This window comes from Sphingomonas faeni (assembly GCF_040407565.1).
GTDB classification, from domain to species: Bacteria; Pseudomonadota; Alphaproteobacteria; order Sphingomonadales; family Sphingomonadaceae; genus Sphingomonas; species Sphingomonas faeni_F.
The window spans coordinates 88,027-114,549 of the sequence record NZ_JAPZPR010000006.1; the positions used below are offsets into that span (position 1 = coordinate 88,027).

The 26,523-nt window shown below is 66.6% G+C and carries 25 protein-coding genes; 13 read left to right on the forward strand and 12 right to left on the reverse strand.

The features are described from left to right. Positions 1–152: 152 nt before the first annotated feature. Positions 153–1,367 carry a UbiH/UbiF/VisC/COQ6 family ubiquinone biosynthesis hydroxylase gene (locus O6Y00_RS13425; protein WP_353443104.1) on the reverse strand — a complete coding sequence of 405 codons (1,215 nt, stop codon included), beginning with the start codon at positions 1,365–1,367 and terminating at the stop codon, positions 153–155. A 142-nt stretch (positions 1,368–1,509) separates the two neighbouring features. On the opposite strand from O6Y00_RS13425, the gene O6Y00_RS13430 reads away from it, so the two are divergent. The 6 genes from O6Y00_RS13430 to O6Y00_RS13455 all read left to right on the forward strand — a co-directional run bounded on the left by O6Y00_RS13430 (position 1,510) and on the right by O6Y00_RS13455 (position 8,982). Then, positions 1,510–3,822, forward strand: a complete 2,313-nt coding sequence (locus O6Y00_RS13430; RefSeq protein WP_353443105.1) for a DNA translocase FtsK — start codon at positions 1,510–1,512, stop codon at positions 3,820–3,822. 230 nt (positions 3,823–4,052) lie between these two features. Next, positions 4,053–5,441, forward strand: coding sequence for a carbohydrate porin (locus tag O6Y00_RS13435; protein WP_353443106.1), 1,389 nt, complete (start codon positions 4,053–4,055; stop codon positions 5,439–5,441). 220 nt (positions 5,442–5,661) lie between these two features. After that, positions 5,662–6,291 carry a LolA family protein gene (locus tag O6Y00_RS13440; protein ID WP_353443107.1) on the forward strand — a complete coding sequence of 210 codons (630 nt, stop codon included), beginning with the start codon at positions 5,662–5,664 and terminating at the stop codon, positions 6,289–6,291. Positions 6,292–6,635: 344 nt separating this feature from the next. After that, positions 6,636–7,418, forward strand: a complete 783-nt coding sequence (locus tag O6Y00_RS13445; RefSeq protein WP_353443108.1) for an exodeoxyribonuclease III — start codon at positions 6,636–6,638, stop codon at positions 7,416–7,418. Continuing rightward, positions 7,415–8,461, forward strand: coding sequence for a GTP cyclohydrolase II (gene ribA, locus O6Y00_RS13450; protein ID WP_353443109.1), 1,047 nt, complete (start codon positions 7,415–7,417; stop codon positions 8,459–8,461). The genes O6Y00_RS13445 and ribA overlap by 4 nt, the downstream gene beginning before the upstream one ends. A gap of 41 nt (positions 8,462–8,502) precedes the next feature. Next, entirely contained in the window at positions 8,503–8,982 is a 480-nt protein-coding gene (locus tag O6Y00_RS13455) for a YdcF family protein (RefSeq protein WP_353443110.1), read from the forward strand. Positions 8,983–9,172: 190 nt separating this feature from the next. Here O6Y00_RS13455 and O6Y00_RS13460 read toward each other — a convergent pair whose 3' ends face one another. Together O6Y00_RS13460 and O6Y00_RS13465 are read right to left on the reverse strand one after the other, a co-directional pair. Next, the gene (locus O6Y00_RS13460) at positions 9,173–9,835 is read right to left on the reverse strand and encodes an HAD family hydrolase (RefSeq protein ID WP_353443111.1); all 663 of its coding nucleotides are present in this window, start codon (positions 9,833–9,835) and stop codon (positions 9,173–9,175) included. Next, a complete protein-coding gene (locus O6Y00_RS13465; protein ID WP_353443112.1) occupies positions 9,832–10,506 on the reverse strand; it encodes a YggS family pyridoxal phosphate-dependent enzyme in 675 nt (224 codons plus the stop codon). Before O6Y00_RS13465 ends, O6Y00_RS13460 begins: the two co-directional genes overlap by 4 nt. A 58-nt stretch (positions 10,507–10,564) precedes the next feature. Here O6Y00_RS13465 and O6Y00_RS13470 point away from each other — a divergent pair, with 58 nt between their 5' ends. Beyond that, a complete protein-coding gene (locus O6Y00_RS13470; RefSeq protein WP_353443113.1) occupies positions 10,565–11,089 on the forward strand; it encodes a thiamine phosphate synthase in 525 nt (174 codons plus the stop codon). 78 nt (positions 11,090–11,167) lie between these two features. On the opposite strand, the gene O6Y00_RS13475 is transcribed toward O6Y00_RS13470, so the two are convergent. Further along, positions 11,168–11,878: a hypothetical protein gene (locus O6Y00_RS13475; protein ID WP_353443114.1), complete on the reverse strand. Its 711-nt coding sequence runs from the start codon at positions 11,876–11,878 to the stop codon at positions 11,168–11,170. 303 nt (positions 11,879–12,181) lie between these two features. Here O6Y00_RS13475 and O6Y00_RS13480 point away from each other — a divergent pair, with 303 nt between their 5' ends. From O6Y00_RS13480 to holA, 4 genes are read left to right on the forward strand one after another with little or no spacing between them, the layout of a single operon-like run. Then, entirely contained in the window at positions 12,182–12,613 is a 432-nt protein-coding gene (locus O6Y00_RS13480; protein ID WP_353443115.1) for a DUF3576 domain-containing protein, read from the forward strand. Between the two features lie 11 nt (positions 12,614–12,624). Further along, positions 12,625–15,306, forward strand: coding sequence for a leucine--tRNA ligase (leuS, locus tag O6Y00_RS13485; RefSeq protein WP_353443116.1), 2,682 nt, complete (start codon positions 12,625–12,627; stop codon positions 15,304–15,306). Next, positions 15,303–15,833, forward strand: a complete 531-nt coding sequence (gene lptE / locus O6Y00_RS13490; RefSeq protein WP_353443117.1) for an LPS assembly lipoprotein LptE — start codon at positions 15,303–15,305, stop codon at positions 15,831–15,833. Before leuS ends, lptE begins: the two co-directional genes overlap by 4 nt. Beyond that, on the forward strand, positions 15,830–16,849 hold the full coding sequence (holA, locus tag O6Y00_RS13495; RefSeq protein WP_353443118.1) for a DNA polymerase III subunit delta: 1,020 nt from the start codon (positions 15,830–15,832) through the stop codon (positions 16,847–16,849). The genes lptE and holA overlap by 4 nt, the downstream gene beginning before the upstream one ends. 330 nt (positions 16,850–17,179) lie before the next feature. On the opposite strand, the gene O6Y00_RS13500 is transcribed toward holA, so the two are convergent. From O6Y00_RS13500 to O6Y00_RS13525, 6 genes are read right to left on the reverse strand one after another with little or no spacing between them, the layout of a single operon-like run. Beyond that, positions 17,180–18,079 (reverse strand): ParB/RepB/Spo0J family partition protein, encoded by a 900-nt coding sequence (locus O6Y00_RS13500; protein WP_353443119.1) that lies wholly within the window; start codon positions 18,077–18,079, stop codon positions 17,180–17,182. Then, positions 18,076–18,858, reverse strand: a complete 783-nt coding sequence (locus O6Y00_RS13505; RefSeq protein WP_056064325.1) for a ParA family protein — start codon at positions 18,856–18,858, stop codon at positions 18,076–18,078. The genes O6Y00_RS13500 and O6Y00_RS13505 overlap by 4 nt, the downstream gene beginning before the upstream one ends. Next, on the reverse strand, positions 18,855–19,475 hold the full coding sequence (rsmG, locus tag O6Y00_RS13510; protein ID WP_353443120.1) for a 16S rRNA (guanine(527)-N(7))-methyltransferase RsmG: 621 nt from the start codon (positions 19,473–19,475) through the stop codon (positions 18,855–18,857). Before rsmG ends, O6Y00_RS13505 begins: the two co-directional genes overlap by 4 nt. Further along, on the reverse strand, positions 19,472–21,307 hold the full coding sequence (mnmG, locus tag O6Y00_RS13515) for a tRNA uridine-5-carboxymethylaminomethyl(34) synthesis enzyme MnmG (protein ID WP_353443121.1): 1,836 nt from the start codon (positions 21,305–21,307) through the stop codon (positions 19,472–19,474). Before mnmG ends, rsmG begins: the two co-directional genes overlap by 4 nt. A gap of 54 nt (positions 21,308–21,361) precedes the next feature. After that, on the reverse strand, positions 21,362–22,639 hold the full coding sequence (gene mnmE / locus O6Y00_RS13520) for a tRNA uridine-5-carboxymethylaminomethyl(34) synthesis GTPase MnmE (protein ID WP_353443122.1): 1,278 nt from the start codon (positions 22,637–22,639) through the stop codon (positions 21,362–21,364). 7 nt (positions 22,640–22,646) lie between these two features. Then, the gene (locus tag O6Y00_RS13525; RefSeq protein ID WP_056053820.1) at positions 22,647–22,880 is read right to left on the reverse strand and encodes a DUF6489 family protein; all 234 of its coding nucleotides are present in this window, start codon (positions 22,878–22,880) and stop codon (positions 22,647–22,649) included. Between the two features lie 56 nt (positions 22,881–22,936). On the opposite strand from O6Y00_RS13525, the gene O6Y00_RS13530 reads away from it, so the two are divergent. Continuing rightward, positions 22,937–23,407 carry a methylated-DNA--[protein]-cysteine S-methyltransferase gene (locus O6Y00_RS13530; RefSeq protein WP_353443123.1) on the forward strand — a complete coding sequence of 157 codons (471 nt, stop codon included), beginning with the start codon at positions 22,937–22,939 and terminating at the stop codon, positions 23,405–23,407. Beyond that, the gene (locus O6Y00_RS13535; protein WP_353443124.1) at positions 23,404–24,105 is read left to right on the forward strand and encodes a dienelactone hydrolase family protein; all 702 of its coding nucleotides are present in this window, start codon (positions 23,404–23,406) and stop codon (positions 24,103–24,105) included. Before O6Y00_RS13530 ends, O6Y00_RS13535 begins: the two co-directional genes overlap by 4 nt. A gap of 175 nt (positions 24,106–24,280) precedes the next feature. On the opposite strand, the gene O6Y00_RS13540 is transcribed toward O6Y00_RS13535, so the two are convergent. Continuing rightward, complete coding sequence (locus O6Y00_RS13540; RefSeq protein ID WP_353443337.1) at positions 24,281–25,000, reverse strand: TerC family protein; 720 nt, start codon at positions 24,998–25,000, stop codon at positions 24,281–24,283. Positions 25,001–25,203: 203 nt separating this feature from the next. Then, entirely contained in the window at positions 25,204–26,460 is a 1,257-nt protein-coding gene (rho, locus tag O6Y00_RS13545) for a transcription termination factor Rho (RefSeq protein ID WP_031395107.1), read from the reverse strand. Between the last annotated feature and the right edge of the window lie 63 nt (positions 26,461–26,523).

The window sequence follows — 26,523 nt, forward strand, 5'->3', positions numbered from 1 at the left end:
TACCGCTACGCTTCCTGTCGCGGAAGACACGCGGTGCACGACATCGGACGAGCCGGCGGCGGCAGCCGCCGCAAACCGGGTCTATCGGATGCGTGGCACCATCAATGCTGGAACAGGTCCGGTGTAATGGTTGATCGCCTCGGTCCGTCGCCTCAGACCGTCATCCCCTGCAGCAATTTGGGGAGATCGCCGCTTTCGCCGCGCGCTTCCGCCATGAAGCGGTCCTTCAGCGGGGGGATCGCATTCACCGCGCTGATGCCGAAGCGGCGCACCGCGCTGGCGGTCTTGCCGGGGAGGCCGAACAGGCGGGTGAGCGTGTCGGTGGCGGCGGCGGTCATGAACGTGTCGAGCCCGCGCCAGCGCTGGTAGCGCGCGAGCAGCGCCGCATCGCCGAGATCGAGGCCGAGGCGCTTGCCTTCGACCAGCACTTCGGCAAGCGTTGCGACGTCGCGGAAGCCGAGATTGAGCCCCTGCCCCGCGATCGGATGGATGCCGTGGCCCGCGTCGCCGACCAGAGCGAGCCGGGTGTCGGTAATGCGTGCGGCGTGATGGAAGCCGAGCGGATAGGACGCGCGCGGCGTCGCCATCGACAGCGCGCCGAGAAAACCGCCCATGCTCTTCTCCGCTTCCGCCAGGAACGCGCGGTCGCCGAGCTTCAGCATCCCGGGCGCGTCCTTCGCATCCACCGTCCAGACGATCGCCGAGCGATGGCCGTCGGCATCGTCCGGCAGCGGGAGCAGCGCGAACGGGCCGCTCGCATAGAAGATCTCGTACGCCACGTCGTTATGCGGCAGTTCGTGATGGAACGCGCCGATGATCGCGGTGTGATCGTAGGACCAGCGCGCGATCGTGATCCCGGCGGCCTCGCGCGTCGGCGAATTACGGCCCTCCGCGACGATCAGCAGCGGCGCACGGACGGTGTCGCCCGAGTCGAGCGTCGCGGTCACGCCCGATTCGGCGCGGTCGACCGAGGTCGCGCGCGTCTGCATGCGGAGGTCAACATGCGGCGCGGCGGTGGCGGCGTCGAACAGCGTGCGGCGGAGCAGCTTGTTCTCGTACATCGTGCCGAGCGCGCCATCATCCGCGGCGGGGACGAAATCGAGCGCACCGGGTTCGAGGCCATCGCTGACGCGGATCTGGCGGATCGCACAGCCCTGCCCCGCCAGCGTCGCGCCGATGCCGATCGCGTCGAGCATGCGGTGGCTCGCGCTCGCGACTGCCGACGCGCGGCCGTCGAAGCCGGGGGCCAGCGTCACCGCGGGGTCGGCGGGGTCGATCACGATCGTCGAGATGCCGTGCACGTCGAGCGCCACGGCGAGCGTCGCGCCGACCAGCCCGCCACCGAGGATGAGTACATCTGTGTCCATGGTCGCGCTTTATCCCGGTAGCCGGTCGCTGCCAACGACGATCCGGGCGCAGCTTAACCCGTGTTGCCGCGTGGTTACCTTGACGTTGAGCCTGCCGAGGGCGATGCATTTCCGATTAGATTGCAACTGGAGAATACGGGTCATGGCCAGCCGCGCGCAGCCAGCCTTGTGGCGTGAGACGGTGAAGGCGGGCGCCGTCCGCAGCGGTGCGCTGATCGCGGCGATCGCGTTGTTCGTCGGCACGCTGCTGATGGCGCTGGCGCTGGCGAGCTATCACCCGAGCGACGCGGCACTCAACACCGCGTCCGGTGCCTATCCGGACAATCTGGGCGGCCCGCCGGGCGCGTGGTTTGCCGATATCGCGCTCACGCTGTTCGGGCCAGCGGTGGCGCTGTTGCTGCCGATCGGGCCGATTCTCGGGATGCGATTGTGGCGCGATCTGCCGCTCGGGCATTGGGTGCGGATGGTGCGCGGCGCGGCGATCGGCGTCGCGCTGATGGCGAGCGCGCTGGCGTTCGTCTCGAGCACGTCGGTGCTGGCGCTGCCTGCCGGGTGGGGCGGCGTGATCGGCCTGTCCGTCGCGAGCGTGGTGCATTGGGGGCTGAGCTTCATCGGCCAGCCGGTCGCCGAGCTCTGGTCCGCCCGCGCCGTCGGACTGATCGCAGCGATCGCCGGTGCGATCGTCTGGGGCAAGAGCATCGAGATCGACCTGGGCGAGCGCAAATGGCGCTTCCCCCGCCGCAATCGCACCGAGGCGCTCGGCTATGACGGCTTTGCGGAGATCGACGAGGACGACGACGAACCGCTGACGCTGACTCGCAAACCGGTCGAGCCGCGCGCGGTCGCCGAGCCCGACCCGCGCCCGGCCCCGGTCATCGCCGACCGCCAGAACGCGCCGTCGCAGGCGAAACCCAAGGAGCGCCAGTCGTCGCTCGATCTGCGCGACAATTTCACGTTGCCGAGCCTCGACCTGCTGACGCCGTCGCCGCCGAGCCAGGGCAACGTGATCGACAAGGCAGGCCTCGAGCGTAACGCGCGGCTGCTCGAGAACGTGCTCGACGATTTCAAGGTGACGGGGTCGATCATCGAGGTGCGGCCGGGTCCGGTCGTGACGATGTACGAGCTCGAGCCCGCCCCCGGCGTCAAGGCGAGCCGCGTGATCGCGCTGGCCGACGATATCGCCCGCAACATGTCCGCGATTTCCGCGCGCGTCGCGGTGATCCCGGGGCGCAACGTGATCGGCATCGAGTTGCCGAACGCGCGGCGCGAGGCGGTGAGCTTGCACGAACTCGTCGGCAGCCAGACGTTCGAGGACCAGTCGGCGCAGTTGCCCATCATCCTCGGCAAGAACATTGCGGGCGATTCGGTGATCGCCGATCTCGCGCCGATGCCGCATCTGCTGGTCGCGGGCACCACCGGCTCGGGCAAGTCGGTCGGCCTGAACAGCATGATCCTGTCGCTGCTCTACAAGCTGACGCCGAACCAGTGCCGGATGATCATGATCGATCCGAAGATGCTCGAACTGAGCATGTACGACGACATTCCGCACCTGCTGTCGCCAGTCGTGACCGATCCCGCCAAGGCCGTGCGCGCGCTGAAATGGGCCGTCGAGACGATGGAGGATCGCTATCGCCAGATGTCCTCCGTCGGCGTGCGCAGCCTCGCCGGCTTCAACGACAAGGTCCGCGGGGCAAAGGCGAAGGGGCAACCGCTCGGGCGGAAGGTGCAGACGGGCTATCACCCCGACACCGGCGCGCCGATGTACGAGGAGGAGAAGCTCGAATACGACGTGCTGCCGCAGATCGTGGTGATCGTCGACGAGCTCGCCGATCTGATGATGACCGCGGGCAAGGAGGTCGAATTCCTCATCCAGCGGCTCGCGCAGAAGGCACGCGCGGCGGGCATCCACCTGATCATGGCGACGCAGCGGCCGTCGGTCGACGTCATCACCGGCGTCATCAAGGCCAATCTGCCGACCCGGATCAGCTTTCACGTCACCTCGAAGATCGATTCGCGCACCATCCTCGGCGAGCAGGGCGCCGAGCAGCTGCTCGGCAAGGGCGACATGCTCTACATGCCCGGCGGCAAGGGCATCGTCCGCGTCCACGGGCCGTTCGTGACCGATGACGAAGTGCGGCTGGTGGCGGATCACTGGCGCTCGCAGGGGCTGCCGGATTACATCTCGTCCGTGACCGAGGAGCCCGAGGAGAGCTTCGCGCTGGAGGGCTCGCCGACCGGTGAGGATTCGGCGGAGGACCAGCAATATCGCCAGGCGATCCAGCTCGTGTGCGGGTCGCAGAAAGCGTCGACCTCGTGGCTCCAGCGCCAGTTGCGGATCGGCTACAACTCCGCCGCACGGTTGATCGAGAGGATGGAGAAGGACGGTATCGTCGGCCGCCCCGATCACGTCGGCCGTCGCGAAGTGCTGCGCGATACCGACGGGCATGCGGTCTAGCGCCACACCACGATCCTCCCCCGCCAGGGGGAGGTGGCACCGCAGGTGACGGAGGGGGAGGACACGGAGCCTAGTTTGTCGTTTACCGCCCCCTCCGACTGGCAAGTGCCAGCCACTTCCCCCTGGCGGGGGAGGATTATTGTAATCCGGCCTTCGACCTCCCGGAGGGTTTCGATCAGCCAACGCCCGCGATAAGGGGTTGATACAAGTTCCGAAAACAGGTGGGCGTAATGCAGTTTCGGCGGTTCTGTGCAACGGCAGCGTTGGCGCTGGCCATACCCGGTCAGGTCTCCGCACAGGATACCGCCAAGCAGACCCCCGGCAGCAGCACCACCGACACGCAGCATCGCTCGCGCGCCGGCATCCGCCGCGACAGCGATCTCTCCCCATCGGCCCTCACCGCGGATACGCAGCGCACCCCGCCGCCCGGGCTGTTCGCGGACTGGTTCGACGTCCGCAAGCGGCTGACCGAGCGCGGGATCGGCGTCAGCGCGCGTTATGCGTCAGAGAGCGGGTATAATTTCGCAGGCGGCGACCGGAAACTGCTGCGCGAAACCGGCCAGTTCGACGTCGGCGTGCTGCTCGATCTCGACAAGGTCGTCGGACTCAAGGGCGGCGCGTTCCAGGCCACGCTCACCTATCGCCGCGGTCGCGATCTCGGCGCCGACGCCAACCTTGGTGTGTTGCAACAGGTGCAGGAGGTGTACGGCCGCGGCCAGACGCTGCGCCTGACGCAATTCTGGTACGAGCAGAAGATCGGCGAGAAATTCGAGATCAAGGCTGGCCGCACCAATCCCGGCGAGGATTTCGCGGTGTTCTCCTGCTATTTCCAGAATCTCAGCTTCTGCGGCGCGCAGCCGGGCAATCTGGTCGGCGATTACTGGCAGAACTGGCCGGTCGGCCAATGGGGCGCGCGGTTGCGCTACGACGTCAACGACCACCTCACGCTGAAGACCGCCGCCTACGAGGTGAATCCGCGCAATCTCGAAAAGGACTTCGTGATCGGCCGGTTCCACGGCGCGACGGGCGCGCTGGTTCCGGTCGAGGCCGAATGGCACCGCGGCGACAACGATGGCCGCGTGGGCGCGTACAAGGTCGGCGGCTGGGTCAACACATCGAACGGCGACGACGTGTTCTACGACGTCAACCGACAGCCGATCGCCATCACCGGGCTCGAACCGCTCCGTCGCAATGCGCGCTACGGCGTATATTTCAATCTGCAGCAGCAGATCACCGGCACCTCGAAGGACGGCAAGTCGGTCACCGGGCTCAGCGTCTTCCTCAACGCGACGCAGGCCGATCGCGCGACCTCGACCACCGACAACCAGGTTGCCGCCGGGCTGTTCTACAAGGGGCTGGTGCCCTGGCGGCCGGGCGACATTCTCGGCTTCGGTGTGGCGCGAACCAACGTCAACGGGCGCGTCGCGAAGGGCGAGGCCCTCGATCCGACGCGGCCGGCGGTGCAGGACGCCGAATATGCGTCGGAGATTTACTACAGCGTGCATCCGACGCGGTGGCTCGAATTGCGGCCGAACGTGCAGTTCATCCACAATCCCGGTGGCGTGCATGATGCGAACGATGTCGGCGTGTTGGGTATGAAGGCCGCCATTACGCTGTAACGCGCTGACACTCCGTGTTGCCGGTCCCAGCCCCGTCATCCTGACGAAAGTCAGGATCCAGAGCAAAGCAGGACGGTCCCTCACCACCCTGGATCCTGACTTTCGTCAGGATGACGGACGGCGGGTGGAGGTAACGGCCAGGGTTCGATGCGGAACGCTGGACGAATTCAGTGGCGGTTCAAGCGCGCGCGGGCAACGGTGGCGCTCCAAGGAGATTTCGATGTTCAATACCCGTCCCGCGGTGATCGCGACGATCGCCGCCCTCTCGGTCGCTGCCGTACCGGCGCCGATCGCCGCGCAGGCGACTGGTGACCTGGCGGCCGTGCAGAAGTCCCTCCAGGCAATGGAGACGATGACCGCCGACTTCTCGCAGGCGGATCGCAACGGCAAGGTGCTGACCGGCGTGCTGACGCTGAAGAAGCCCGGCAAGATCCGGTTCCAGTACCAGAAGGGCGTTCCGATCCTGATCGTCGCGGAGGGCGGCGCGCTGACCTTCATCGATTACTCCGTGAAGCAGGTGCAGCGCTGGCCGATCAAGAACTCGCCTCTGGTCGTGTTCCTCGATCCGTCGCGCGATATCACGCGCTATGCCAAGCTCGTACCCGGCTATGATTCACGGATCGTATCGGTCGAGGTGAACGATCCCAAGCACCCCGAGACGGGCAAGATCACGTTGGTGTTCGTCCGCAACGCAGGCGCGCCGGGCGGGTTGATGTTGCAGGGTTGGGTCGCGCTCGACAGCCAGAACAACCGCACGACCGTCCGGCTGACCAACCAGAAATTCGGCGTTCCGGTCAGCGAGAACACCTTCCGCTGGAACGATCCGCGGCGCACGAATGGAAGAAAGTAACATAACTTTCGCGTCATTCATGCAAGCGACAGGTTTCGATCCCTAGAGAGTGGCTCGCGGATGTGGGGCATTCGGGATTTTTCCCCCTGTTGCCCGGATGGTTTCCCCATATCTCGCCTGCGTGACGAACGCTGAGTCGGCCCTCGCTCCATGCCCCCGGAGCGGGGGTCTTTCGCGTAGAGCGGCAGGCAAAAAGATTTGCCTGACTCGCTCAAGCGCGGCCGACGGGCAAAGCCCGGTCGACGACATGGGCTTTGCCCGTGGCGTCTTCTAACTTCTCACCTTCTTCCGCACCCTCAGCAGCGTTCCTTGTCCCCACCCCCACGCAACGCTACATCGCGGCGGTGAAGATCGTCTCCTGGAACATCAACTCGGTCCGTTTCCGGATCGCCATCGTCGAACAGTTTTTGCGCGACGAGCAGCCTGACATCCTGTGCCTGCAGGAGACCAAGGTGATCGACGGCGACTTCCCGCTGGAGGCGTTCCGCGCGCTCGGTTACGAGCACATCGTCCTGCACGGCCAGCGCATGCACCACGGCGTCGCGATCCTGAGCCGAATTCCAATCGTCGAGGACGACCGCTTCGACTGGCAGGCGAACAGCGAGGCGCGGCACATCGGCGTCCGGCTGGAGAACGGCGTACGGCTCGAGAACGTCTACGTTCCCGCCGGTGGCGACGTCCCCGACCGCGAGGTGAACCCCAAGTTCGGCCAGAAACTCGACTTCATCGAGCGCATGACGACATGGTCCGAAACGCTTCCCGGCCCGACCATCCTGGTCGGCGACTTCAACATCGCCCCGCTCGAATCAGACGTCTGGAGCCACAAGCAGTTGCTTGATGTCGTCAGCCACACCCCCATCGAGGTCGAGGCGCTCGGCAAGTTGCAGGCGGCAGGCGACTGGGTCGATCTCGGCCGCCGCTTCCACCCCGCCCCCGCGCGCCTGTTCACATGGTGGAGCTACCGCGCCAAGGACTGGGCCGCGTCGGACCGTGGCCGGCGGCTCGATCATATGTGGGCGACCGGTGCGGCCGCCGAAGCCGCGGTGTCGCACCACGTCTACGAACGCTGCCGAAGCTGGCTGAAGCCCTCCGACCACGTCCCGATCATGACCGAGTTCGCGTTTTGACCAATCCCCGCGCCGCCGCCCGCGCGGTCGACGCGCTCAGGCGCGGCTGGCCGATCGCGATCGACGGGCTTGTCCTGCTCGCGGTGGAGACGGCGGATGCAGAGCGGTTGGCCGCGTTCGATCCCGAAGCGAATGGTGGCGTCCTGATCTCGTCGGGCCGCGCGGCGACGTTGAAGCTCGCGAACCAGCTCGCGGCGGCGGATCCTACCGAGCCCGTACTCGTCGATCGCGCGCCGTGGATCGACTTCGCCGCCGCGACCGCGCTGGCCGATCCGCAATTCGACCTGGCGACTCCGTTGAAGGGTCCGTTCCGCACGCTCCCGGTGACCGATCCCGAAGCAGCCGCCGCCGCATTACGCCTAGCGAGGATCGCCGGACTGCTGCCCGCGTTCTTCCTCGGCACCGGCGAGCCCGAAGTCGGCATAACCACCGCCGACATCGACGCACACGAGGACGCGAACCGCCTGACACTCGCGGCACGCGCGCGGCTTCCGGTCGAAGGCGCGGAGAATGCGGAGATCGTCGCATTCCGCTCCCCCGAAAGCGCGGACGAGCATATCGCGCTGCTGATTGGCCAGCCCAACGGCCAGCCCCCGCTCGTCCGCCTGCACAGCGAGTGCCTGACGGGCGACGTGCTCGGCAGCCTCAAATGCGATTGCGGACCGCAGTTGCACGCCGCGATCCACGCGATCCAGCATGGTGGCTGGGGTATCCTGCTGTATCTGCGGCAGGAAGGTCGCGGCATCGGGCTGGTCAACAAGCTGCGCGCGTACGCGTTGCAGGACCAGGGCTTCGATACGGTCGACGCGAACACGCGACTCGGCTTCGCAGTCGATGCACGCGATTTCGGCGTGGCGGCGCGGATGCTGACGCTGCTCGGCCAGCGCGAGGTGCGGTTGCTGACCAACAATCCCGCCAAGGTCGCCGGGCTCGAAGCGGCAGGCGTGACGGTGATCGAACGCGTGCCGCATTTCCTGCCGTCGAACCCGCACAACGCGCAGTATCTCGCGACCAAGCGCGACCGCACGGGGCATCAGTTCTGACCGACATTCCGACCTCGCCACCACCGTCCCGGCGCCTGATCGTGGTGTTCGGCGCTGCGGTGCGTCCCGACGGGAGTCCCAGCCCTACTCTCGCCCGCCGCATCGCGTTCGCGGCGGCCGCGGCGGCGCGCTATGTCGATGCGGACCTGTTCTGCTCGGGGGCGAAGGGGACGCATGGGCCATCCGAGGCGTCGGTGATGGCCGAAATGCTCGCCGAGACGGTAGACCGGTCGCGAATTCATCTCGACGAGGCGAGCGTGGATACGCTGCAAAGCGTCGTCGCGGCGACCGCGTTCGCGCGCGCGGGGCACTATGCGCAGTGCATGATCTGCACCGACGGCTATCATCAGCCGCGCATCCGCATGCTGTTCGCAATGCTCGGCATGCCCGCGAGCGCGATCCACGTGCCGCACGGCGGGAGCCGACGGTACCAGCTCAAGATGCGCACGCGCGAGGCGGCGGCGATTCCGTATGACTTGGTCGCGGGCATCGGAGCGATCTGGCGGCGGAAGCGGGGCTAGGTTCTCCTGAGAACGCAGGAGACCGAGATTACGCATGCAAACGATCCTCCCCCGCCAGGGGAGGTGGCGCCGGGGGCGACGGAGGGGGAGGACACGGAACAGAGGTTGGCGCTCGCCTCCCCCTCCGTTTGGCAACGGTCAGCCACCTCCCCCTTGCGGGGAAGATTGCCCAATCGGATAGCGACCCGCTTTACGCGATCAACCGCGCCACGTCGTCGAAGCTCTCCGCCAGCGCATCGACACCGATCGCCTCAAGCCGCGCGCCATGCTCCGCGTTGCAATGCGACCCCGCCGACAAGCCGATCACATAGCCGCCCGACGCCACCGCCCCGGTCGCGCCCACCGGCGAATCCTCGAGAATCACCGTCCGCGAGATATCGACGCCGAGTTGCCGCGCGCCGAACAGATACAGATCGGGCGCCGGCTTGCCGTTCGTCACATGTTCGCGGCCGCTGTAAAGATGGTCGCCGAACGCCTCGCGCAGGCCGATATGCTCGAGATGCCGCGCGATCCAGCTGACCGGGCTCGACGAGACGATCGCCTTGGGCAGGTCGGCGGGCAGCGACCGCACGAACGCCACCGCGCCGTCGATGGCGTCGATCCCCGCCGCCATCACCCGCGCATCCTCGGCCTTTCGCGCGGCGTAGAAGTCTTCGGGCAGCGGCCGGTCGATCCAGCGCTCGATCGCATCGATGAACTGCGGCCCGGCGAGCCCCATGAAGTTCGCCATCGAATCGTCCGCGGTGGTCGGATGACCCGCGGCGGTCAGCCATTCGGCGATGTGGCGATTGCCGATCGCTTCGCTGTCGATCAGGACGCCGTCGAAGTCGAACAGCAGCGCGTCGAATTTCATGCCGCGACACCCCGCGCGCCGAACAACGCGCTGCCGATCCGGACGTGAGTCGCGCCGATCGTCACCGCGGTTTCGAAGTCGTCGGACATGCCCATGCTCAGCCCCGTCAGCCCGTGATCGCGCGCGAGCTTGGCGAGCAACGCGAAATACGGCGCCGGCTCGATGTCGGCGGGCGGCAGGCACATCAGCCCCGCGACCGGCAGTCCGGCGGCGCGCGCCTGCTCGACCAGCGCGGGGAGATCGGCGATCGCACAGCCGCCCTTTTGCGGTTCGTCGCCGATATTGACCTGGAGGAAGCAGTCCGGCCGACGATCGCTCGCCGCCATCGCCTTCCCCAGCGCCTCGACCAGCGACGGCCGATCGACCGCGTGGATGCAGTCAAACAGCGCCACCGCGTCGGCCGCCTTGTTCGACTGGAGCTGCCCGATCAGGTGGAGTTCGACATCGGGATACGCCGCACGTAACGCCGGCCATTTCTCGGACGCTTCCTGCACGCGGTTTTCCCCGAAGACGCGCTGGCCCTCGACGAGCAGCGGTTCGATCGCCGCGGCCGGGTGCGTCTTGGAGACCGCGATCAGCGTGACGTCGGCCGCGCGGCGATCGGCGAGCTCCGCGGCCTTGGCGATCCGGCTGCGGATGGCCTGCAATTTGGTGGTGTCGTCAGCAATCATGCCGCGCGCTATAGGCAGCGGCGTGGCCCGTCGTAACCCCATTCCCACGCGCTGGTTGATGACCGAGGAGCGGATGGGCAACGCTCTGTGGCTTGCACTCGGGCGGTTGCCGCCGGGATCCGGCGTGGTGTTTCGGCATTATGCCACACCCGAGCAGGATCGGCGGGCATTGCTGCGGCGAGTTATCCGCATCGCCCAGGCGCGCAGGTTGGTCGTAGTGGTGGCAGGAAACTCTACGATCAGGGCCGATGGCGTGCATGGTAGGGCACAAACCCAAGGAATCAGAACCTGGCCTGCCCATTTTCGCGTCGAGGCATTGGCCGGAAAGCGCGCCGGGGCTGATGCCCTGTTCGTGTCGCCAATCCATCCCACCCGGTCGCACGACGACGCGGCGGGGATCGGTCCGCGGCGGGCCATACGAATCGGACGAGGGCTGGGGATACCCTTGATCGCGCTCGGCGGAATGAACGAGGCGCGCTGGCGGCGCATCCAGCGGTTCGGCTTCCATGGCTGGGCCGCGATCGATGCCTGGATGCCTGCCATACGCCGTCATCCTGACGAGAGCCGGGATCCAGTGCCATGAAACGCAGCGATCAGTAACACTGGGTCCCGACGACCGTCCGGATGACAGGAGGTAGCCGAGCATCGCTCGACCGGACGCCTAGAAGCGGAAGGCGGTACCCAGATACACGGCCTGGCTGTCGCGACGGTCGTCGTCGACCTTCACGAAGCGCTCGCGGTCGGACCGGTAGCGGACGCCCGCGGTGACGGCCAAGCTGCGCGTCAAGGCGTAGGAGCCGCCCAGATCGACCGAATAGCTCGGGGCATCCTCCACCAGACGCGGCGCATTCGCCATCGGACGGTCGGCCGCGGCCTTTACCGTCCCACTGAACCGCTTGGCGCTGTAGCTCACGGCCAGGTCGGCGGCTTCGCGGCTGCCCGGCAGGCCTCCGAGATCGAGCTTGTTCATGTCGCCCGAGATCGCGAACCGCTTCCAGCCCACCGACATGCCGAGATTATAGGCGATCGGCGCAATGCCGACGACGGTCGGCGTCGTCGACGCCAGGCTGGCGGTGTTGGCGACGCCGCGGTTGGTCTGTGCGCGGACCGCGACGGTCACCGCACGGTTGTCCTGGCGAGTCTCGGCGGGCGTGAAGCGGAAGCTGCCGGCGTCGAATCCACCGCGCGCGAACATCGCGGCAAGGCGGGGATCGGCAGCGGCCGGCGTGAACGACCCGATCCCGCGGACCGCGGCGACGTTGTGCTTGACGATCCGGGCTGGCTGTTCGCTGGCGCCGAACGCGGGCGCGACGATTGCAGTGGTGGCGACAAGCGCCCCGGCAACCATCCCGAAAATTCCCCCACGCGTCATCACAACGAATCTGTCCTTCGAATCCCGTAATCGGATCCTGTTAAAGCGCATCTAACATGAATTGATCCACAGCAAAGGCCGCAGAACCGACGGATCGCCCTCCTCGTCGCTGAATTGTCGGACAGTGTTGCAATCAGCACACAGGTTGCCGCGTTTGCCCGGCCGAATCGGTGCCGATCGACCGTGTGCAGGAACACGGATGCCACGCCGCGCGCCGCCGATCTGCCTATGCGGGCGTCTGCTTGCGGGCACGCGGGCTCGCCTGTAGAGCATGAGGCAGATTTTCTTGCCAGGATGATGCCCATGTTCCGCCGCTCGCGTATCGCAGTCGTGCTGTTTGCCCTGCCCCTCGTCGCGTGCGGCGGCGGCTCCGCGCGTCCCAAGGCGGATCTCGCCGCGTCGAAGATCACCACCATCGGCGTAAACAGCTATCTGTGGCGTGCGAGCCTCGACACGCTGAGCTTCATGCCGCTGCTGCAGACCGATTCCAACGGCGGCGTGATCGTCACCGACTGGTACACCAATCCGCAGACGCCGACCGAGCGCATGAAAGTGACCGTGTCGATCCTCGACCAGGATCTGCGCGCCGATGCGCTGCGCGTCGCGGCGCTGCGCGAAGTCAACCGCAACGGCCAGTGGGTGTCGTCGCCGGTCCAGGCCGCGACCACGCAGAAGCTCGAGGACATCATCCTGACCAAGGCCCGCGACCTGCGCCGCGCCTCGATCGCGGGCTGAGGACTGATATAATGGCGTCGCGTTTCAATGCGTTGAAGGCGGACGCGGCGTGGCAGAAAGTCTGGGACGAGCGCAAGACGTTCGCCGCGGACGATCTGTCGACCAAGCCGCGTTCGTACGTGCTCGAGATGTTCCCCTATCCGTCGGGGCGCATCCACATGGGCCATGTCCGGAACTACACGATGGGCGACGTGCTCGCGCGGTTCCGTCGGATGAAGGGCATGGAAGTGCTCCATCCGATGGGCTGGGACGCGTTCGGCATGCCCGCCGAGAACGCGGCGATGGAAAAGGGCGTCCATCCGGGCAATTGGACGCGCGCCAACATCGCGACGATGAAGGCGCAGCTGAAGCGCCTGGGCTTCGCGCTCGACTGGACGCGCGAACTGGCGACCTGCGAGCCTGAATATTACGGGCATGAGCAGGCGCTGTTCCTCGACCTGTTCGCAGCAGGCTTGGTTTACCGCAAGGAATCGGCGGTAAACTGGGACCCGGTCGACATGACCGTGCTCGCCAACGAGCAGGTGATCGACGGTCGCGGCTGGCGCTCGGGCGCGCTGGTCGAGCGGCGCAAGCTGTCGCAGTGGTTCCTGAAGATCACCGACTTCGCCGACGAGCTGGTCGACGGGTTGGGCGCGCTTGAGCACTGGCCCGACAAGGTCAAGCTGATGCAGGAGAACTGGATCGGCCGCAGCCAGGGCCTGCAGTTCAAGTTCGACCTCACTGCTCCCCTCCCGCTCGCGGGAGGGGTCGGGGGAGGGCCTGACACGAACGGGGCGGCAGCGTCCGAGGATGCCTCCCCTCCCCTAACCCCTCCCGCAGGCGGAAGGGGAATTGAGTCCGTCGAGGTCTTCACCACCCGCCCGGACACGATGTTCGGCTCCAGCTTCGTCGCGGTAGCCGCGGATCACCCGATCGCGCGCGCCATCGCCGAGACGAACCCCGAAGCTGCAGCGTTCATCGAACTCTGCAAGCGTGGCGGCACCACCGCAGCCGAACTCGACACGCAGGAAAAGCTCGGCTTCGACACCGGCATCCGCGCAGTCCATCCGCTCGACAAGACATGGCACTTGCCCGTCTACATCGCGAACTTCGTGCTGATGGAATACGGCACCGGCGCGGTGTTCGGTGTGCCCGCGCACGACCAGCGCGATCTCGACTTCGCGCGCAAATACGACCTGCCCGTCAAGCGCGTCGTCAGCGAAGGCGATGACGAGGCCCCCGTGTTCGTCGGCGACACCGCCTGGACCGGCGCCGGCACCATCGTGAACTCGCACTTCCTCGATGGCATGGACATCGAGGATGCCACGCGCGTCGTGATCGAGCGCGCCGAGGGCGAAGGCTGGGGCAAGGGCACCACCGTGTTCCGCCTGCGCGACTGGGGCGTCAGCCGCCAGCGCTACTGGGGCACGCCGATCCCGATCATCCACTGCGACGCGTGCGGTGCGGTGCCGGTGCCCAAGGACCAGCTGCCGATCGTGCTGCCCGAGGACGTGTCGTTCGACATCCCCGGCAACCCGCTCGATCGTCATCCGACCTGGAAGCACGTCCCCTGCCCGTCCTGCGGTGCGAACGCGCGGCGCGAAACCGATACGCTCGACACGTTCGTCGATTCGTCGTGGTATTTCATCCGCTTCGCCAGCCAGCCCGACGCCAAGCCGTTCGACCGGACGGGCGCGGAGAAGTGGCTGCCGGTCAACCAGTATATCGGCGGCGTCGAGCACGCGATCCTGCATCTGCTCTACGCGCGGTTCTGGACGCGCGCGCTGAAGCATATCGGCATGCTCGACATTTCCGAGCCGTTCGCCGGGCTTTTCACGCAAGGCATGGTCACGCACGAGACGTATAGCCGAGGCGACGCCAGCGACGCGCAGCCGGAGGCCGACACCGACGACGACGATTCGAGCGACGCGCCGGTGAAGACGAAGTGGCTGTCTCCCGACGAGGTCCGCAAGACCGACGCGGGGTATATCGAGATCGCGACCGGAGGCCCCGTGACGGTCGGTCGCGTGACGAAGATGTCGAAGTCGAAGAAGAACACCGTCGATCCCGAGCCTATCGTCGACCAGTACGGCGCCGACGCGGTGCGCTGGTTCGTGCTCTCTGACTCGCCGCCCGAACGCGATCTCCCCTGGAGCGAATCCGGCATCGAAGGCGCGTGGCGGTTCGTCCAGCGTCTCTGGCGCCTGATCGAGTCCGACGACGCCGCCAAGGCCGAGGGCGACGACATCGCCTTGCGCAAACTCTGCCACCGCACGACCGTCGGTATCGAGAGCGATATCAACGCCTTGCAGTTCAACAAGGCGGTCGCACGCCTCTATTCCCTGTGCAGCGCGATCGAGAAGGCAGCGCCCTCCGCAGATCGCGACCAGGCGGTCCGCACGTTGCTGCTGCTCGTCAGCCCGATGGTCCCGCACGTCGCCGAGGAAGCCTGGGCAACCGCGGGCAATGATGGCCTGATCGCCGACGCCGCCTGGCCGATCGTCGATCCGGCGATGCTGGTCGACGACGAGGTCACGATCGCGGTGCAGGTCAACGGCAAGCTGCGCGACACGCTCGTCTTCGCCAAGGGCGCGCCGTCCGGCGACGTCGAAGCCGCTGCGCTCGCCTCCGAGAAGATCGTCCGCCTGCTCGAGGGCAAGCCGCCCCGGAAAGTGATCGTCGTGCCCGACCGTCTCGTGAATATCGTCGCATGAAGCGCCTGGCGATCCTCGGTGCGCTCGCGCTGACCCCTGCGCTGTCCGGCTGCGGCCTGCATCCACTCTATGCAGGCGGCAGCAGCGGTCCGGTCGCGGGCGCGCTCGGCCAGGTCGAAATCGCGCCGATCGCGGGCAAGAACGGCTGGCTGCTGGCGACGGCGCTGCGCGATCGCCTGCCGTCGAACGGTGCCGCGCCGATCTACCGGATCGACATCCGCCTCGACGACCAGATCAGCGGCTTGGGCGTCCGCCGCGACGACAGCGTCGCGCGCGAACGCCGCACGTTGCGCGCCCGCTACCAACTCGTCCGGATCGGCGACAATTCGGTGTTGCTCGACGCGACCGCGGGCTCGGACGCCGGCATCGATGTCGTCCGCTCCGAATATGCGACGATCGCCGCCGAGAACACCGCGCTCGAACGCCTTTCGACGATCGTCGCGGACCAGATCGTCGCCCGCATCGCGCTCTACGCCCGCAATACGCCCGCGGTCGCAGCGGCGCAGGCCACTCCGCCCGCCAAGTGAAGGCCAGCGCCGGCCAGATCCGCGGTGCGCTGGCCAAGCCGGGCGGCGACATCCGCCTGTACCTGCTCCACGGCCCCGACGAGGCCGGCGCAAGCGATCTCGCGCGCGTGCTGGCCAAGGCAATGGGCGCGGATGCCGAACGCGTCGATCTCGACGGCTCTACGCTCAAGAGTGATCCCGGCCGGCTGACCGACGAAGCCGCCTCGCTGTCGCTGTTCGCCGGTGCGCGGTTCGTCCGCGTCGCGTCGGCCGGCGAGGAAAGCCTCGAAGCGTTCATCAACCTCCTCGCGGCCGAGCGCGTCGGCAACCCGGTCGTCGCGATCGCCCCGACCGTCAAATCGACCGCCAAGATCGTCAAGCTCGCGATCGACTCCCCCCGTGCGATGGCGTTCGCCTGCTACGCCCCGACCGCGCAGGACGCCGAACGCCTCGCGACGACGATCGCCAACGAGAACGGCCTCCGCCCCGCCCCCGGCGTCGCCCGCCGCCTGGTCGATACGACCGGCGGCGATCGCGCGGTCATTTCGCGCGAGATCGAGAAGCTCGCGCTATACCTCGACGCCGCGCCCGATCGGCCTGCGGACCTCGATCACCACGCACTCGATGCGGTCGGTGCAGACCTCGGCGACGCGGAAATGAGCCGTGCGGTCGATGCGGTGATCGAAGGCCGGGTCGACGATCTCGGCGCCGAACTCGCTGTGTTGGAAGAAGCCGGCACCTCGCCGATCCCATGGCTCCGGCAACTCGTCCGCCGCCTGATCGCGCTCGCCGACATGCGCGGCGAAATCGACCGCGGCGAAGCGGTCGACGCGGTCATGAAACGCCACAGGGTGTTCTTCAAGGAAGAGGCCAGCACCGCGCGGTCCTTGCGGCGCTGGTCACCAGTAATGCTCGCGACGGCGATCCAGCGCGTCCGAACCGCCGAGCGCGCGATCATGGCATCGGGGAATGCCGGCGGTGTGGTGGCGGAAGCTGCCGTGGTGGCGCTATCCCAAGCGATCGCCCGGCGAAACTAACGCGCATTCGCGTCTGCAACCGCATTCGCGTCTGGTTCTGCGTCTGCGTCTGCATCCGCTTGCGCTTCCCTCTTCCCGCCCCCCACCTTCCGTCATCCCGGCGCACGCCGGGCCCCATGGACAGGGTGCGATCACCAACGAAAGCGGACCGCAACCGTTGGTCCCGGCGTCCGCCGGGATGACGGAGGGTATTGGTCCTCCCTCCTCCCTCCACGCCCTCCTATGCCCCGTTCGTCCTGAGCGAAGTCGAAGGATGGTCCAGCACGCAGGTGCTTCGACTTCGCTCAGCACGAACGGGCCGGGGGTAATTGGCTCAGGTTGGCCCGCGACCTAGATCGCCCCACCCGTAAGCCGCTGACAAACCATATCGAGCTGATCCAACGTCGAGTAACTCAACGTCAGCGTCCCCCCAGTCTCGGTATGCGCAACCCTAACCTGCAACCCGAGCAGATCCGCCAACTGCCGCTCTAACGCCGCAATATCTGCATCCGGCACCCGAGGCTCTGACGATCCACCGACCCCACGACTCCGCCCAGGCTTGGCATCACGCGCCAGCTTCTCGGTTTCGCGCACCGACAGCCCCCTCGACACGACCTGGTCCGCCAGCGACTCCACATCCGGCGACCCCAGCAACGCCCGAGCATGCCCCATCGACAGCGATCCATCGACCACCTGCGACTGCACCTGCGCCGGCAACTCCAGCAACCGCAGCAGGTTCGCGACATGGCTGCGCGACTTGTGGACGATCTTGGCGAGCACCTCCTGCGTGTGGCCATATTCGCCCGCCAGCCGCTGATACGCTTGCGCCTCTTCGATCGCGTTGAGATCCTCGCGCTGAATGTTCTCGATCAGCGCGATCTCGAGCGTCTCGGCATCGTCGAAGTCGCGAACGACGACCGGCACCTCATGCAGCCGCGCGCGCTGCGCCGCCCGCCAGCGCCGCTCACCCGCGACGATCTGGTAGTCATGCCCATGCGGCCGCACGACGATCGGCTGGATCAGCCCCCGCGACGCGATCGAGGCGGCGAGCTCGTCGAGCATCGCCTCGTCGAAATGCCGCCGCGGCTGATCGGGATGCGGCGACAGCGAACTGACCGGCAGCATCCGCACTCCCGATGATTGCTGCGCCGCACCATCAGCCGAAACCGGCGTCTCGCGCGCCATCTCGCCGAGAAGTGCGTTGAGCCCCCTGCCCAGCCCCGGACGGCCGCGTTTGTTACCGTCGCTCATGCCGCAACCTGCGCAGTTGCCGGAAGCCGCCCGATAAGCTCACGGGCTAGCGCTATATACGCCTGCGACCCCGAACACCGATGGTCGTAGATCAGGGCCGGTAATCCGTGACTAGGCGCCTCCGACAGCCGCACGTTGCGCGGGATCACCGTCTCGAACACGACCTTGCCCAGCACAGCGCGAACATCCGCCGAGACCTGGTCGGTCAGGCGATTCCGCCGATCGAACATCGTCAGTGCCACCCCCAGAATTGACAAACCCGGATTGAACCGCTGGCGAATTCGCTCGACCGTACTCAGCAACTGCGACAACCCTTCAAGCGCAAAAAACTCGCATTGCAGCGGCACCAGCAGCGAGTCCGCCGCGACCATCGCGTTGATCGTCAGCAGCCCCAGCGACGGCGGGCAATCGATCAGCGCGATATCCCAAGGACCCTGCGCCGCCTTCACCGCGCGATCGAGCCGGTGCGTGCGCGCATCGAAATCGACCAGCTCGATCTCCGCGCCCGACAGATCGACCGTCGCCGGCACGATATCGAGCCGCGGCACCCGCGTATGCACCACCGCGTCCTCGATCGACGTCTCGCCGACCAGCACGTCGTAGCTCGACCGCTCGCGCTGCGAATGGCCGATGCCGAGTCCGGTCGATGCGTTGCCCTGCGGATCGAGATCGACCAGCAGCACGCGCATACCCGTCGCCGCGAGTGCGGTCGCGAGATTGATGGCGCTGGTGGTCTTACCCACCCCACCCTTTTGATTGGCGACCGCGATGGTGATCATCGCGCGCTTACCCGATCCAGAACCACGATCGACGACTCCGGGTTCGTGACGCTTTGTTCCACGTGGAACATAAACCGCCAATGCTGCTTGAGTGCGGCCAGCTCCTCCTCGTCGAAACGCCCCCGAGGAAGCAACCACCGCGTCTCCGTTGTGGCGCAGTGCGCCGCGCCACGCAAAAGGTTTTGCAGCGAGGCGACCGCTCGGGCGGAAATGATCGACGCGTCGGCGGTCGCATTCTCGACTTTCGAGGCGTGGACGCGGACCTGGTCGCCGAGGCCAAGCCGCGCGACACAGAGCTGGAGGAAGTCAGCGCGGCGTCGCCGGGGTTCGACCAGATCGACCGGCCCCTCGCGAACCAATGCAACGACCATACCGGGAAACCCCCCGCCGGTACCGATATCTAGCCAGCGCTTCGACAACGTATCCGCCCCTGCAAGCGCAACCAACTGAAGCGAATCCACAACGTGCCGATCCCAGATCGTCGGGATCGTCGACGGCGCGATCAGATTCTGGTGCGGCGCTTCCTCGACGACCATCGCCACGAACGCGTTCAACCGCTCGGTCGCTGCCGCCCCAAACCGCTCGGTCGTCCAGCTCTGTGCATCGTCTTCGGTCATGCTGGCACTCGTTTCGTATGCAATAATACCGCGGACAACGCCGCCGGCGTGATCCCCCGCACCCGAGCCGCCGCCGCAAGCGAGGCCGGCCTCGCAGCACTCAGGCGATCGATCATCTCGTTCGACAGACCCGGCACGCGATCATAGGCAAGGTCCTCAGGCAACCGGATCGCCTCGTCCGCCCGCAACCGCGCGACCTCCTGCGCCTGCCGCTCGATATACGGAGCGTAGCGCGCGTCCTCTAACACTTCGTCAACGACTGCCACCGGGATGCCTTCAGCAGCGTCCGGCGCGACATGCGCGAGCGTTACCCCCTCGAACCGGAGCCAGTCGAACGCCGTCCGCCGCGCACCATCCCGGCCAATCGCCACACCCTGATCGGCCACATGGGTCGCGGTCCGCTCGTCGTCGAGCGCCGAGCGGAAACGGACGCGATCCCGGGCCAGCGCATGCTGATGCGCCAGACGCTCGGGCCCAAGACACCCAGCCGCCCCCGCGATATCGCCCAAACGCGTCTCGGCATTGTCCGCGCGCAACGACAGCCGGAACTCGGCGCGCGCCGTCAGCATCCGATACGGCTCGGTCACCCCCTGCAGCGTCAGGTCGTCGATCATCACCCCCAGATAGCTCGACGCACGATCCAAAATCACCGGCGCGAGGTCGCACGCATACGCCGCAGCGTTCAGCCCCGCGACGAGCCCCTGCCCCGCCGCTTCCTCATACCCGGTCGTGCCATTGATCTGCCCCGCGCAGAACACGCCCTCGATCGCACCCAGCGCCAACCGCGTATCGAGCGCACGCGGATCGATATAATCATACTCGACTGCATAACCCGGCATCGTCATCTTGACGCGCTCGAGCCCGGGAATGCTAGCCAGCATCGCCGCCTGGACCTCGACCGGCAGCGACGTCGACAACCCGTTCGGGTAAACCGTCGCATCATCGAGCCCCTCGGGTTCGAGGAAAACCTGGTGCCCGTCCCGGTCGCCAAACCGATGCACCTTATCCTCGATCGAAGGACAGTAACGCGGCCCCGCCGCCTCGATCGCGCCGGTGAACAGCGGCGACCGATGGAACGCCTCGCGGATGATCGAGTGGGTCTCGTCAGTCGTGCGGGTAATGGCGCACGCGATCTGTGGGAGCGGACGCGCGCGAGTCATCGGCGACATCGTCCAGGGATCGAGGTCAGACGGCTGCTCGGCAAGCGCACCCCAGTCGATCGTGCGACCATCGAGCCGCGGTGGCGTCCCCGTCTTCAGCCGCGCCATCGGCAGGTCGCGCGCGCGCAGCTGGTCCGCAAGTGGCTTGGCCGCCCGCTCGCCAATCCGCCCCCCTTCCTCGCGGTCATCCCCCCGGAAGATCCGCCCCCCCAGGAACGTCCCGGTCGCCAATACGACCGCTCGTGCTGCGACGATCGAGCCATCCGCCAGCACGACACCCGCCAAGCGATCGCCGTTAAAGTGCAACGCCGTCGCCTCGCCCTCGACGATCGAAAGCCCCTCAGTGGCCGCAAGCATCGCCTGGATCGCACCGGAATAGAGACGCCGATCGGCCTGGATCCGAGGCCCCTGCACCGCCGAACCCTTGCTGCGATTGAGCATCCGATAATGGATCGCGGCAGCGTCGGCGGCGCGACCGATCAGCCCGTCGAACGCATCGACCTCGCGAACCATGTGCCCCTTACCGAGACCACCGATCGCCGGATTGCACGACATCGCGCCAATATGCGCAGCGTCGAACGACACGAGCGCGGTACGCGCGCCCCTCCGCGCCGCCGCAGCTGCGGCTTCGGTTCCGGCATGGCCACCGCCAACCACCACTACATCGAACATGTCACGGCCGTAGAACGCCGCGACGGACGCGTCAAAGATGTTCCACGTGGAACATCACTTCCCGATGCAGAAACGTCCGAACAGCGCGTCGAGCATCTCCCCGGTGGCATCGAGGCCGAGGACGCCTGCGAGGATTGCGCGGGCCTGGCGTAGATGCTCGGCGACGATAAGCGCGTCCGAGCTTCGATACCGAAGAGCCTCGACCGCCGCGGCGCACTGCCGGCGCTGGTGCTGCTTCAATGCGATCTCATGGCCACGCGGCAACATCGCAATCGCTCGCTGATGCAGTTCACTCCACAGGGCATCGAGCGATCCACGGTCGTTTTGTGAAACCGCCAAAGTCCGAGCAGACGGCAACTCTCCCCGCCCCGGCAGATCCGCGCGCGCATGAATCCAGATCGCATCGGCGCGGGGCGGCGCGGTATCGGCCAGCCACATCACGATGTCCGCCGCAGCGAGCGCACCTTCCGCCCGCGTGACACCGATCGCCTCGATCGGGTCGAGCGTGTCGATCAAGCCCGCGGTGTCGGTCAGCACATAGGCGACACCGTTCCGCGTAACTGGCACGTCGATCCGATCGCGCGTCGTTCCGGAGATCGGCGACACGATCGCCGCATCGCGCTCGCCGAGCAGGTTGAGCAACGTCGACTTGCCGCTGTTGGGCGGACCGCCAATGACGACGCGCAGGCCGTCCTTCAGCCGCTCGACCGGCGGGGCATCGACCACCGTCTCGATCTGCGCAGCGAGCGCGTCGATCTCCGAGACGATCGCGTCGAACGCTGCGGTATCGCTCGCGACGTCGTCCTCGTCCGCGAAGTCGAGCATCGCCTCGATCCGCGCGGACAGCATCGCAACCGAGTCCATCCAGCCGCGGACCGCTTGGCTCACCCGCCCCTCGGCCGCCGTCATCGCCGCGACGCGCTGACTCTCGGTCTCGGCTTCGAGAAGATCGGCGAGCCCCTCCGCCTCGGTCAGGTCGATCCGCCCGTTGGTCAAAGCACGGCGCGTGAACTCCCCTGGCTCGGCGTGCCGCAACCCTGGCATTCCCGACAACACACGCTCGACCGCGGCGATCACCGCGCGACCACCGTGGCAGTGAAACTCGACCAGGTCTTCGCCGGTCGCGGTCGCCGGTCCCGGAAACACGATCACCAACGCGCGATCGAGCAAAGCGCCATCGGTGTCCCGCAGTCCCCGGAGGCTAGCATGACGCGGCGCCGGCAAAGGTCCCGCGAGCACCTCGGCCGCGGCAAACGCCTGAGGCCCGCTCACCCGAACCACGGCAATCGCCGCTGGCGGTCGTCCGCTCGATACCGCAAAAATGGTCTTCACGTGAAAGTCAGCCGCTTTTCGTCGCGCTGTCGAACAGGCGCTTCCACATCGCCATCCCCGCCTCGCCCATCGGCTGCCACCCACGCATCATCGACTCGAGCATTTCCGGCTTCATCTGGCCGTCCGGGATCGCCTCCATCATCATCGCGATATAGCGGTCGTGGATCGGCGTCAGGTCGGGCAGCCCGACCGCACGGCGCGCCTCTTCGGGGGTGCATTCGATCTCGATATTCATCTTCATGTGACGCACCCTCGATGACGCTTGAGCGGTCCATCGCGGCGCTGCATAGCGGGGGAATGTATGCGCGCGATGCCGCCTCGATCGCAACGCCTATCGGTCTGGTCCGCGTGACCGGCACCGGGGACCGGATCGACGCGATCGATATCCGCGTGGACACGGTGTCTACCAGCGACGCCCCCACGATCCTCGAAGCACTCCGCCAGATCGACGCGTATTTCGCCGGACGGCTGACCGTGTTCGACCTGCCCCTCGCGCTCTCCCCTACCCCGCGCGGTGCCGACCTTCGCCAGGCGATCGTCGACATCGCCTACGGCACGACGGCCAGCTACGGCGCGCTCGCCAAGGCAATCGGATCGAGCCCGCGCGCGATCGGCCAGGCGTGCGCACGCAATCCTTTTCCGATCATCGTCCCCTGCCACCGAATCCTTGGAGCCGGCGGAGCGCTTGGTGCGTACTCCGCGGGGGAAGGCCCGATCACCAAATCCCGGCTGCTCGATCATGAGCGGCCGCCAGGAGGACTGTTATGACGAACACTACCAAGATCGCCACGCTCGCGGGCGATGGCGAATTCACCGCGTATCGCGCGACGCCGGCGGGCACGCCAAAGGCCGCGATCGTCGTGATCCAGGAGATCTTCGGCGTGAACGCCGGAATCCGCCGCAAGTGCGATACGCTCGCCGAGGCCGGCTATCTCGCGATCGCCCCCGACCTGTTCTGGCGCCTCGAGCCCGGCATCGAACTCGATCCGGACATCAAGCCCGAGTTCGACCGTGCGCTCGAACTGATGGGCCAGTTCGACCAGGACAAGGGTATCGCCGATATCGAGGCGAGCATCCGCGCCGTCCGCAGCGAACTCGGTGACGACGCCAAGGTCGGCGTGGTCGGCTACTGCCTCGGCGGGCGCCTGGCGTTCATGACTGCGGCACGGACCGACGTCGATGCGAGCGTCGGTTATTACGGCGTCGGGATCGACGGCCTGCTCGGCGAAAAGCACGCGATCGCACACCCGGTGCTGCTGCACGTGCCGGAGGAGGATCACTTCGTCGACAAGGCCGCGCAGGCAGCGATGCACGCCGGGCTCGACGATCATCCCAAGGTGACGATCTACGATTACGCGGGCGAGGACCACGGCTTCGCGACCGAGTTCGGCGAGCGGCGGTCGGACGCATCGGCCAAGCTGGCGGACGAGCGCACGGCGAAGTTCTTCGCGCAGAACCTCGGCTAACCGCGCCTCCCCCGTCACCCCGGACTTGTTCCGGGGTCCACGCTCCCGCGAACTCACGACTATCGAGCGTGCGGAACGGTGGATGCCGGAACAAGCCCGGCATGACGGTATACATGAAAAAGGCCTCGCCGGACGATCCCGGCGAGGCCTTTTCCTTATCCCAATCGTACCGCGATCAGCGCAGCAACGAGATGATCCCGAGCGTTTCGCCGGTGCCGACCCAGCCCTCGTAGATCATCTTCAGCGCGACCACGAGGATCACCGCGAGGCCGATATACGCGATCCAGCGATACTTGTTGATGACGCGCGCGATGTAGTTCGCCGCCAGACCCATCATCGCGACCGATAGCAGCAGGCCGATGACGAGGATGCCGGGATGCTCGCGCGCCGCGCCTGCGACCGCCAGGACGTTGTCGAGGCTCATCGAGACGTCGGCGACGGCGACGGCCCAAGCGGCGCTTGCAAAGCCCTTTGAGGACCGAATTCCCGAACGCTCGTCGCCCTCGATCTCCTCCGACCCGGCGTTCTCCGCGCCCTCGCGGATTTCGCGCCAGAACTTCCAGCTCACCCAGAGCAGCAGCAGGCCGCCCGCAAAGATCAGGCCGACGATGCCCATCAGCCACGTCACGATCAACGCGAAGAAAATGCGCAGCACCAGCGCCGCGCCGATACCGATCAGGATGACCTTCTTGCGCTGATCGGTCGGCAGCCCAGCGGCGAGCGCGCCAACGACGATCGCGTTGTCGCCCGCGAGGACGAGGTCGATCATCAAGACCGATCCGAATGCGGCCAGCGCCTTCGGGTCGCCGAGGTTGGAGAAGTCGGCGACGATGTGCTGCCAGATTTCCAGCGGCGAGCCGGGGCCCGCGGTGCTCGATACGGCGGCGGCCAGCATGGCGATGATACTCAAGATGTCAGCTCCCGGTGACGGATTACGTGGGGTTTAATAGCGAAACGGCACGCGAAAGCCATTGCTCTCGCGTGCCGTTTTGGTCTGCTTGGCGGGACATGGGCAAAGCCCATGTCGTCGGTCGGGGCCCTGCCCCGCCGGCCGAACCGGTGCGAGTCCTGCGCCAGCTTGGCGCAGGCCGCACTCGGTTATTGATTCATGGAATCGAAGAAATTCTCGTTGGTCTTCGAATCCTTCATCTTGTCGAGCAGGAACTCCATCGCGTCGATCGTACCCATCTGCATCAGGATGCGGCGCAGGACCCACATCTTGCTGAGCTTGGCCTTGTCGACCAGCAGCTCTTCCTTGCGGGTACCCGACTTGCCGACGTCGAGCGCCGGGAAGATGCGCTTGTCCGCGACCTTGCGATCCAGCACGATTTCCGAGTTGCCGGTGCCCTTGAACTCCTCGAAGATCACCTCGTCCATGCGGCTGCCCGTATCGATCAGCGCGGTCGCGATGATCGAGAGCGAACCGCCCTCCTCGATGTTGCGCGCGGCACCGAAGAAGCGCTTCGGACGCTGCAGCGCGTTCGCGTCGACACCACCGGTCAGGACCTTGCCCGACGACGGCACGACGGTGTTGTAGGCACGGCCGAGACGCGTGATCGAGTCGAGCAGGATCACCACGTCCTTCTTGTGCTCGACCAGGCGCTTGGCCTTTTCGATCACCATTTCAGCGACTTGCACATGGCGCTGTGCGGGTTCGTCGAAGGTCGAGCTGACCACCTCGCCCTTCACGCTGCGCTGCATGTCGGTGACTTCCTCGGGGCGCTCGTCGATCAGCAGGACGATCAGGAACACCTCGGGGTGGTTGTCGGTGATCGCCTTGGCCATGTTCTGCAACATGACCGTCTTGCCGACGCGCGGCGGTGCGACGATCAGCGTGCGCTGGCCCTTGCCCTGCGGCGAGACGATGTCGATCACGCGCGCCGACTTGTCCTTGACGGTCGGGTCGGCGGGATCGAGCGTCAGCTTGCTCTCGGGGTAGAGCGGCGTGAGGTTGTCGAAATTAACGCGGTGACGGACGACGTCGGGATCGTCGAAATTGACGGCGGTCAGCTTCACCAGCGAAAAATAGCGTTCGCCATCCTTCGGCCCACGGATCTCGCCCTCGACCGTATCGCCGGTGCGCAGGCCGAACTTACGGACCTGGTTCGGCGAGATGTAGATATCGTCCGGCCCTGCCAGATAGTTCGATTCCGGCGAGCGAAGGAACCCGAAGCCGTCGGGCAGCACTTCGATCGTGCCGAGCCCCATGATCTGGTCGCCATTGTCCGCCTGGACCTTCAGGATCGCGAACAGCAGATCCTGCTTGCGCAGCGTCGAGGCGCTCTCGACCCCCAGTTCCTCGGCCAGCTGGACCAGTTCGGCGGGTTTCTTCTTTTTCAGGTCTTTGAGATGCATGGGGATTTCCGGATAGCAATCAACGGGAGAACGCTCGGTCGGCGGTGCGCTTGGGAAGCGGAA

Excerpts from the sequence above, each read along its gene's own strand:
- O6Y00_RS13425 (WP_353443104.1), bottom strand. The coding sequence starts at position 1,367 with ATGGACACAGATGTACTCATCCTCGGTGGCGGGCTGGTCGGCGCGACG.
- O6Y00_RS13430 (WP_353443105.1), top strand. The coding sequence starts at position 1,510 with ATGGCCAGCCGCGCGCAGCCAGCCTTGTGGCGTGAGACGGTGAAGGCG.
- O6Y00_RS13435 (WP_353443106.1), top strand. The coding sequence starts at position 4,053 with ATGCAGTTTCGGCGGTTCTGTGCAACGGCAGCGTTGGCGCTGGCCATA.
- O6Y00_RS13440 (WP_353443107.1), top strand. The coding sequence starts at position 5,662 with ATGTTCAATACCCGTCCCGCGGTGATCGCGACGATCGCCGCCCTCTCG.
- O6Y00_RS13460 (WP_353443111.1), bottom strand. The coding sequence starts at position 9,835 with ATGAAATTCGACGCGCTGCTGTTCGACTTCGACGGCGTCCTGATCGAC.
- O6Y00_RS13465 (WP_353443112.1), bottom strand. The coding sequence starts at position 10,506 with ATGATTGCTGACGACACCACCAAATTGCAGGCCATCCGCAGCCGGATC.
- O6Y00_RS13470 (WP_353443113.1), top strand. The coding sequence starts at position 10,565 with ATGACCGAGGAGCGGATGGGCAACGCTCTGTGGCTTGCACTCGGGCGG.
- O6Y00_RS13475 (WP_353443114.1), bottom strand. The coding sequence starts at position 11,878 with ATGACGCGTGGGGGAATTTTCGGGATGGTTGCCGGGGCGCTTGTCGCC.
- O6Y00_RS13480 (WP_353443115.1), top strand. The coding sequence starts at position 12,182 with ATGTTCCGCCGCTCGCGTATCGCAGTCGTGCTGTTTGCCCTGCCCCTC.
- leuS (WP_353443116.1), top strand. The coding sequence starts at position 12,625 with ATGGCGTCGCGTTTCAATGCGTTGAAGGCGGACGCGGCGTGGCAGAAA.
- lptE (WP_353443117.1), top strand. The coding sequence starts at position 15,303 with ATGAAGCGCCTGGCGATCCTCGGTGCGCTCGCGCTGACCCCTGCGCTG.
- O6Y00_RS13500 (WP_353443119.1), bottom strand. The coding sequence starts at position 18,079 with ATGAGCGACGGTAACAAACGCGGCCGTCCGGGGCTGGGCAGGGGGCTC.
- O6Y00_RS13505 (WP_056064325.1), bottom strand. The coding sequence starts at position 18,858 with ATGATCACCATCGCGGTCGCCAATCAAAAGGGTGGGGTGGGTAAGACC.
- rsmG (WP_353443120.1), bottom strand. The coding sequence starts at position 19,475 with ATGACCGAAGACGATGCACAGAGCTGGACGACCGAGCGGTTTGGGGCG.
- mnmG (WP_353443121.1), bottom strand. The coding sequence starts at position 21,307 with ATGTTCGATGTAGTGGTGGTTGGCGGTGGCCATGCCGGAACCGAAGCC.
- O6Y00_RS13525 (WP_056053820.1), bottom strand. The coding sequence starts at position 22,880 with ATGAAGATGAATATCGAGATCGAATGCACCCCCGAAGAGGCGCGCCGT.
- O6Y00_RS13530 (WP_353443123.1), top strand. The coding sequence starts at position 22,937 with ATGTATGCGCGCGATGCCGCCTCGATCGCAACGCCTATCGGTCTGGTC.
- O6Y00_RS13535 (WP_353443124.1), top strand. The coding sequence starts at position 23,404 with ATGACGAACACTACCAAGATCGCCACGCTCGCGGGCGATGGCGAATTC.
- O6Y00_RS13540 (WP_353443337.1), bottom strand. The coding sequence starts at position 25,000 with ATGCTGGCCGCCGCCGTATCGAGCACCGCGGGCCCCGGCTCGCCGCTG.
- rho (WP_031395107.1), bottom strand. The coding sequence starts at position 26,460 with ATGCATCTCAAAGACCTGAAAAAGAAGAAACCCGCCGAACTGGTCCAG.